Consider the following 7,660-nt stretch of genomic DNA (forward strand, 5'->3'; position numbering starts at 1 on the left):
CTTCCTTACTGAACAGCGAACTGACGGCGAATCTTTCTCATTAATAAGAATAGCCAGGGCCATAGAATGCCGTCGACCACACTGCTCCAGAAGATTTCCGGGCGGAATGAGACGTTGATCACCAGGAATTCAGCCCAGAAAACAATTACATCCACCGCGAGCGACAGCACCATAACCATTAATGCCTGCTGCCACAACGCCAGATTTCGGAATAGCTGAAATTTGAAGGCCACCAGATACGCGATGATGCTGAACGCCAGCGCGCGCACCCCCAGCGTCGAACCGGCCACCAGGTCCATCACGGCCCCTAAAAAGAAGCCTGTTCCGACATTAACCCGGTGCGGTAATGCCAGAACCCAGTAAACCAGGATCAACAAAAGCCATGAAGGCCGGAACATGTAGATTTGTTCCGGCCAGGGCATGATTTGCAGAATGAGGGCAATCAGAAAGGACAGCCAGATAACCCATCGGCCCTGGCTGCGATATCGACTCAAGGCTGGCCTCCGCGTGTGTTCGCTGGGATCCCTTGCGAACGACTGCTGTTAGCGGGTGCCGGCGGCCCCATTTGCTGGCCAGGTTGCATCATATCCGGTGCCGGTGGGCCCATTTCGCCCGCTGGCGGCAAGACCTGCGGCATCATCTGCATCAGACGCTCATTCGCCACGCGGTGAACTTCATCGGGTGCCATTGGCATGTCGCCATTCTTATCCGCGCCCCACAACAGCAGCAGGTAACGCAGACGTTGCAGGCCTGCCGTCGGATGCGCCTGAATCACGGTGTAGGCACGTTGGGTATCGACTTTCACGGAAGAGACCACACCAACCGGGTAGCCTTCAGGGAAACGTCCACCGAGGCCTGACGTCACCAGCACATCGCCAACCCGAATGTCAGTGTTGCCCGGCAGATGTTCCAGCTGCAAGTCTTCGCTGCAGCCGTTACCCGCCGCAATCACGCGAATATCATTACGTAACACCTGAATCGGCAACGCATGCGAAGCATCACAAATCAGCAGTACGCGGCTGGTCACCTGACCCACAGCCACCACCTGACCCACTACACCTTTATCACTGATCACCGGCTGGCCTTCGTAAACACCGTTTACGCTGCCTTTATCGATAACCACCTGATCGGTATACGGATCGGTGCCGGTTGAAATCACCTGGGTCACCATCTTGTGCTCATCCTGACGCAGCGGCGAGCCGAGCAGCTCACGCAGACGTGCGTTTTCCTGCTTGTATTGCCCCAGCATCAGCAGGTCACTGTTTTTCAGGAAGAGCTCACGGCGCAGCGCTTTGTTTTCCAGCTCGAGCTGCTGGCGTGAAGCCAGCGTTTCTGAGACACCGTCAAGAAGCTGTCGCGGCCCATTGGCCAGAAAGTAAAATGGACTTACCGACGTGTCCAGGTAGTTGCGGATCTGGGAGAAGGAGCTCACGCGACTGTCTGCGATAATAATCGCGATAGCCACAATGACTGCCAGAAAGAGACGCAACTGCAGGGAAGGCCCCCTGCTAAAAATCGGCTTCATAAATTCTGCGTGTTCCTCGACATCAGGGAAGAAGCGCCAGTCTTATGACTAACGCCTCCAGTGCTGGACGCATCTCGCCGTCGTGCGCAGCGTCGATAGGCGCGACTCCCTGCGCAATTTGACCACGGTCTCAGCCGATGAGGATTTACTCCTCGCTGAACAAATCGCCGCCGTGCATGTCGATCATTTCCAACGCTTTACCACCGCCGCGCGCGACGCAGGTCAGCGGATCTTCTGCAACAACCACCGGAATACCGGTTTCTTCCATCAGCAGACGATCCAGATTGCGCAGCAATGCGCCACCACCGGTCAGCACCATGCCGCGCTCGGAGATATCAGAAGCCAGTTCTGGTGGGCACTGTTCCAGCGCGACCATCACTGCACTCACGATACCGGTCAACGGCTCTTGCAGCGCTTCGAGGATTTCATTGGAGTTCAGGGTAAAGCCACGCGGTACACCTTCTGCCAGGTTACGACCACGTACTTCAATTTCGTGTACTTCATCACCCGGATAGGCAGAACCAATGCCGTGCTTGATACGTTCCGCAGTGGCTTCACCAATCAGTGAACCGTAGTTGCGGCGCACATAATTAATGATAGCTTCATCGAAGCGATCACCACCTATACGTACAGAAGAAGAGTAGACCACGCCGTTCAGGGAGATGACGGCCACTTCAGTGGTACCACCACCGATATCCACCACCATCGAACCGGTTGCTTCTGATACCGGCAGGCCTGCACCAATTGCGGCAGCCATCGGCTCTTCAATCAGAAACACTTCGCGCGCGCCTGCACCCTGTGCAGATTCACGGATAGCACGGCGCTCAACCTGAGTGGCGCCAACCGGTACGCAGACCAGCACACGTGGGCTTGGACGCATAAAGCTGTTGCTGTGCACTTGTTTAATGAAGTGCTGGAGCATTTTTTCAGTCACGAAGAAGTCGGCGATCACGCCATCTTTCATAGGACGGATGGCCGCGATGTTGCCTGGAGTACGACCCAGCATCTGCTTGGCGTCATGACCTACGGCCGCAACGCTCTTTGGCGAACCAGCACGATCCTGACGAATGGCAACCACGGAAGGCTCGTTCAGCACGATGCCTTGTCCTTTTACGTAAATCAGGGTATTCGCGGTACCCAGGTCAATGGACAAGTCATTGGAAAACATGCCACGAAATTTTTTAAACATACTAAGGGATAATCCTGCAAGCTGGGGGCGGAAAATAAAATCCGCCTACTTTACCAACCACGCGAAGCCGCTACAAGGCGCAAAAACGTTCTGCTTCGGTGAAAAAATACGCTGAATAATTTTTTGGGCCGATTCGCTTATCCCTGGCCGCCGTTAAATAGCGCAAAGCCGCCCTATTAAACGTAAATTCACCCTCAATCACCGGGCGAATTTCGACATAAAATCTAACATTTCCAGCCATCATAAGCGCGGACGTTATCCACTAAATGGCAGAAAAAAAAGCGACACAGCGCCGCTTTACTGGCTGAAGACCTAAATTCGATAACGTTGTGAATGTTTTTTCACGTTACTGTTCACCGGCAATGATGGGGCAAAGAAGTCGCCCTGCCCACCTGCCACGCCCAGATTCGCCAGCGTTTGCCACTCCGCGCGCGTACGCACGCCCGCAGCAAAAACTTGTGTCGAGGTGGATTTGCATACTTCCAGTAAACTTTGCACAAATAACTGGTTTTCAGTACGACGTTCAATATTACGTACCAGCCCAGGATCGAGTTTGATCACTTCGATTGGGAACTGCTTGATATAAGCACTGCTCACCACGGTCATACCCGCCTGATCCACCGCCACACGACAACCAAACGCGGTCAACATTTGGAAAACCGGTACTAAGCGATTGATGTGTTGACAAACATCCGCCTCAGCAAGTTCAAATAAAAAACGTTTTCTTTGCGATTTTGTACATTGCAGCAAAAGCTTTTGCAGCCAGCGCTGGAATGGGCGCTGTAATAAGGAGTCAATATTGACGGGTAAAGCCAGTGTTTCATCAGGCCACACTTCAGAGAGTGCCGCGATTCGCGTCACCAGTTGGCGATCCCAACTGTCGGTCAAACCAAGTTGCAGCACCAGCGGCATATACTCGGCCGACACCACTTCTTTGTCGCCATCGAACACGCGCGCCAGCATTTCACGGTGGTGTACTTTGCCATCCAGCAATACGGCCGGTTTTTGGTAAAGACGTGGGCCGCCGCGATTAAGGGTGTTTTCCAGCAGCGTTCGCCAGCGCACGCTACCACGCCCCATGTCTAAGGTATTGCCTTCACCGACTGACCAACTGTTACCGCCCTGCAAAGCGGCACGACGGGTCGCCATCTCGACATTTTCCATCACCTGCGGCACGGTTTCTCCGCTGCGCCACGCACTGATGCCAATGTGGATTAAATCATCGCGATCGACCATACGCATCGGCGGCAATGAGTCGACCGCGTTGATCAACTGATCGGCGATACTGTTGGCCTCTTTAAGCGTGCGGTGCGGCAATAAAACGGCAAAATCGCTGCGGAAGTAGCGTGCCAGTAAAGCGCCTGGATAGCGCAGAACAAAAGTCGACAGCATATTAATCAGGTCAAACAGGTATTCATCCACCAGCGTTTGGCCCAGCGTTTCATGCAGCGTGTCGAGATCGGGCAGACGCACCATCATCACCACGCCATGCGTGCCCACATCTTCCTGATCTTCCAGCAGCGTGGCTAACTGGTTATCAAAGAACAGGCGGTTATTCAGGCCGGTGCGTGAATCCTGTGCGGCAAACGTGCGGATAAGCGTATCAATGCGCAGGCGCTGCTCGCCCGCTTCCTGAAGATCGTTAAGTAATGTGTCAATGGCGCGACTGGCTTTTGGCGGCCATTCGGCATAATGCCCGACGGAGGGCACGCGCTCACCCGCCAGAATGCGCTCGGAGCGTGCTTCTAAACGCTCCATGTGCTGCCAGCGACGATTGATCCAACGATGCGTCATCACCAATAAAGCGGACATAATGGCCACCACGCTGAGCAGGACAATCAGCGTATAGGCACCGGTAAAGGAGCGGAACCAGGTTTTCGCAGGATCGAGTACCACTACTCGCAGTTCAAGGCCGGGAGAGTGCACCAACGGAAGATCGAACTGAATAAAACGATTCGGCTCATCTTCAAGCATAGGATTTTCATGGCGAGCGAGTTGAAACACCACGGTATTGCCGTTATGCATCTCAATCTGTTCCGCATTGATCACCGGCATGATGCGCGTCAACCACTGCGTCAGTTCTTGTGGCGATTGCGTTGTCAGCGCTTTATCGACTTCGGTCGCTAGCGTATTGACGCGTGTTTCTACGCGCTGTTGCGATAGCCAGATAAAACTAAAAGCGCAGCCGACCAGCATCAATAACATTGCCAGTAAGCTTAATAATGTAATAAACGCAGAAAACTTAGTTGTTAATCGCATCCCTGTGCCTGTATCACTGCGGTTCTGAACGGTCGCCATCCAACGGCGCCAACCTGCTCATTGGCGTAAACCTGAGCAAAATAGCACAAAACATCGTCTGAATCAGCGCCAGACGCGCATCAAATTAGGCGGTGCGCCATGCTAATCGGCCCTGCGGCGCGAGTATAGCCGCAAAGTGTGATGGCTTGCGTTTCACACGGGCTTTTTCGTCCTATTCTCAACAGAGCGCTTTCGCCAGGAAATTTCATATTTTTCCGGGCAAAGTGGCGTGTCCAGCGTGAGTTGATCATGCTGAGTACCACACCTTTTTCGCCGGAGAATGTCATGAAGCTGAAGCAATACCTTACCGAATCCGACGTGACGCCCGAGAGCATCTTTAATATGCGCCGCCGTCAGGTGTTGAAAGCGCTGGGATTAGGCGCAGCGGCGGCAAGTTTGCCCGGCGCGGCGCAGGCAGATGTGCTGAGCTGGTTCAAAGGCAATGACCGCCCACCTGCCCCCGCAGGTCGCGATCTGCAATTTACCAAACCCGCGCAGTGGCAAGCTGATTTGCCCATGACGCCGTTTGACAAGGTTTCCGGCTACAACAACTTTTATGAGTTTGGCCTGGATAAAGCCGATCCTGCCGCCAACGCCGGCACGCTGAAAACCGAACCCTGGCAGTTGCGCATTGAAGGTGAAGTGGCGAAACCGATCACGCTGGATATGGACGATATCTTTAAACGTTTTGCCATGGAGCAGCGTATTTATCGCATGCGCTGTGTTGAAGCGTGGTCGATGGTGATCCCCTGGGTGGGCTTCGAGCTGAATAAATTACTCAAATTGGCTGAACCCACCAGCAATGCCCGCTTTGTCGCCTTTCAGACGTTATATGCGCCGGATCAAATGCCTGGGCAGAAAGATCGCTTTATCGGCGGTGGGCTGGATTACCCCTATGTGGAAGGATTACGCCTCGATGAAGCAATGCACCCTCTCACACTGTTAAGCACCGGCGTGTACGGCAAAGCGCTGCCGCCACAAAATGGCGCCCCGATTCGCCTGACGGTGCCGTGGAAATATGGTTTCAAGGGCATCAAGTCCATCGTGAAGATCACACTGACGCGCGATCAGCCCCCGACAACCTGGAACCAAATCGCCAATAATGAATATGGTTTTTATGCCAACGTTAACCCACATGTGAATCATCCACGCTGGTCGCAAGCCACAGAACGTTTTATTGGTTCCGGCGGTATTCTCAATGTCGAACGCCAGCCAACCCTGCTGTTTAACGGCTACGCTAAAGAGGTGGCTTCACTGTATCGCGGGCTCGATTTACGGGAGAACTACTGAGTGCGACTGACGTTACGCCATATCACCCTGTTAAAAGTGGTGCTGCATCTCGCGGCTTTCCTGCCGTTTGTGTATCTGTTTATGGCTGCCAGCCAGGGTTGGTTAAGTGCCGATCCTGCGAAAGATATCCAGCATTTTACCGGCAGAATGGCGTTAAAATTACTGCTGGCGACGCTGCTGGTGACGCCATTAACGCGCTACCTGAAACAACCGTTGCTGATACGCACTCGCCGCCTGCTGGGCGTATGGTGTTTTGCCTGGGCATGTTTGCATTTGACCAGCTATTACCTGCTGGAGCTGGGTTACAACCATCTGCAGTTACTGGGGAGTGAGATCATTTCGCGCCCTTATCTGTTACTGGGTATGATCTGCTGGCTGGTGCTGTTTACTTTAGCCATCACCTCGTTCCAGCGCGCACAACGTAAACTGGGTCGCCGCTGGCAAACCCTGCACAACGGCATCTATCTTGTCGCGATCCTCGCACCTATCCACTATCTTTGGTCGGTGAAAGTCTTCTCGCCGCAGCCCTGGATTTATGCGCTGCTGGCTTTGGTGTTGTTAGGCTGGCGTTACAATAAGTTGCGTAATCTTCTGCGTCGATAATCCCCGCACGGTTGTTTTCCTGTCACGAGATCTGTTAAAAGGTGTGGCCTAAGGGCCGCATCCGATCAACTTCGCAGATAAGACCAGTATTTTGCTGCGAATTGCGACGAAACGGATATAATGCCCGGCTTTATTGCAAGCGAAGTCGCCTTTTTCACTCTCAGGAGTGACAAACGGCAGATGTCGCGGTATTTTACGCGATGCCTCACTGATTGCAGGAGATAGCAGCAAGATGGCGCACAAATTTCACATACTGCTTTTGAACGGTCCCAATCTGAATCTGTTGGGAACGCGCGAGCCTGATAAGTATGGTCATACCACGCTGGCGCAAATTGTCGGCGATTTGACGCAACAGGCTGAACAGCACGATGTGAAATTAAGTCATTTGCAATCTAACGCAGAGTTTCAGTTGATTGATCGTATTCACGAGGCCCGTGGCAATGTGGATTACATCATCATCAATCCGGCTGCGTTCACGCATACCAGCGTTGCACTGCGTGATGCCCTGTTGGCGGTCAGCATACCTTTTATTGAGGTGCATCTCTCAAACGTGCATGCACGCGAACCGTTCCGACATCACTCCTATCTTTCTGATGTATCTGCTGGCGTCATCTGTGGACTTGGCGCTGATGGATACTCATGGGCTTTACAAACGGCAGTAAAACGCCTGTCACATTCCAATTAAACAGAGTACGGAACCACACTCATGGATATTCGTAAAATTAAGAAACTGATCGAACTGGTAGAAGAGTCTG

General features: G+C 53.1%; 7 protein-coding genes. 3 read left to right on the forward strand and 4 right to left on the reverse strand.

Features of this window, described 5'->3' with window-relative positions; all coding sequences use genetic code 11:
- Positions 1 to 5: 5 nt before the first annotated feature.
- The 4 genes from mreD to csrD form a co-directional block, all read right to left on the reverse strand.
- Positions 6 to 494, reverse strand: coding sequence for a rod shape-determining protein MreD (gene mreD / locus IAE30_RS13465; protein ID WP_034830875.1), 489 nt, complete (start codon positions 492 to 494; stop codon positions 6 to 8).
- Complete coding sequence (gene mreC / locus IAE30_RS13470; protein ID WP_045816533.1) at positions 491 to 1,525, reverse strand: rod shape-determining protein MreC; 1,035 nt, start codon at positions 1,523 to 1,525, stop codon at positions 491 to 493. The genes mreD and mreC overlap by 4 nt, the downstream gene beginning before the upstream one ends.
- 145 nt (positions 1,526 to 1,670) lie before the next feature.
- Positions 1,671 to 2,714 carry a rod shape-determining protein MreB gene (gene mreB, locus IAE30_RS13475; protein ID WP_007891976.1) on the reverse strand — a complete coding sequence of 348 codons (1,044 nt, stop codon included), beginning with the start codon at positions 2,712 to 2,714 and terminating at the stop codon, positions 1,671 to 1,673.
- Between the two features lie 312 nt (positions 2,715 to 3,026).
- Positions 3,027 to 4,973: an RNase E specificity factor CsrD gene (gene csrD, locus IAE30_RS13480; protein WP_038644366.1), complete on the reverse strand. Its 1,947-nt coding sequence runs from the start codon at positions 4,971 to 4,973 to the stop codon at positions 3,027 to 3,029.
- A 324-nt stretch (positions 4,974 to 5,297) separates the two neighbouring features.
- Between csrD and msrP the strand changes: the two genes are divergently transcribed.
- The 3 genes from msrP (at position 5,298) to aroQ (ending at position 7,590) form a co-directional block, all read left to right on the forward strand.
- Entirely contained in the window at positions 5,298 to 6,302 is a 1,005-nt protein-coding gene (msrP, locus tag IAE30_RS13485) for a protein-methionine-sulfoxide reductase catalytic subunit MsrP (protein WP_200679960.1), read from the forward strand.
- A complete protein-coding gene (msrQ, locus tag IAE30_RS13490) occupies positions 6,303 to 6,905 on the forward strand; it encodes a protein-methionine-sulfoxide reductase heme-binding subunit MsrQ (RefSeq protein WP_038644362.1) in 603 nt (200 codons plus the stop codon).
- A gap of 232 nt (positions 6,906 to 7,137) precedes the next feature.
- Positions 7,138 to 7,590, forward strand: a complete 453-nt coding sequence (aroQ, locus tag IAE30_RS13495; RefSeq protein ID WP_038644361.1) for a type II 3-dehydroquinate dehydratase — start codon at positions 7,138 to 7,140, stop codon at positions 7,588 to 7,590.
- Positions 7,591 to 7,660: the final 70 nt, after the last annotated feature.

Origin of the sequence: Pantoea sp. S61, from assembly GCF_016625145.1 — a bacterium.
In the GTDB taxonomy this organism is placed as follows: Bacteria; Pseudomonadota; Gammaproteobacteria; order Enterobacterales; family Enterobacteriaceae; genus Pantoea; species Pantoea rwandensis_B.

Excerpts from the sequence above, each read along its gene's own strand:
- aroQ (WP_038644361.1), top strand. The coding sequence starts at position 7,138 with ATGGCGCACAAATTTCACATACTGCTTTTGAACGGTCCCAATCTGAAT.
- mreC (WP_045816533.1), bottom strand. The coding sequence starts at position 1,525 with ATGAAGCCGATTTTTAGCAGGGGGCCTTCCCTGCAGTTGCGTCTCTTT.
- msrP (WP_200679960.1), top strand. The coding sequence starts at position 5,298 with ATGAAGCTGAAGCAATACCTTACCGAATCCGACGTGACGCCCGAGAGC.
- csrD (WP_038644366.1), bottom strand. The coding sequence starts at position 4,973 with ATGCGATTAACAACTAAGTTTTCTGCGTTTATTACATTATTAAGCTTA.
- mreB (WP_007891976.1), bottom strand. The coding sequence starts at position 2,714 with ATGTTTAAAAAATTTCGTGGCATGTTTTCCAATGACTTGTCCATTGAC.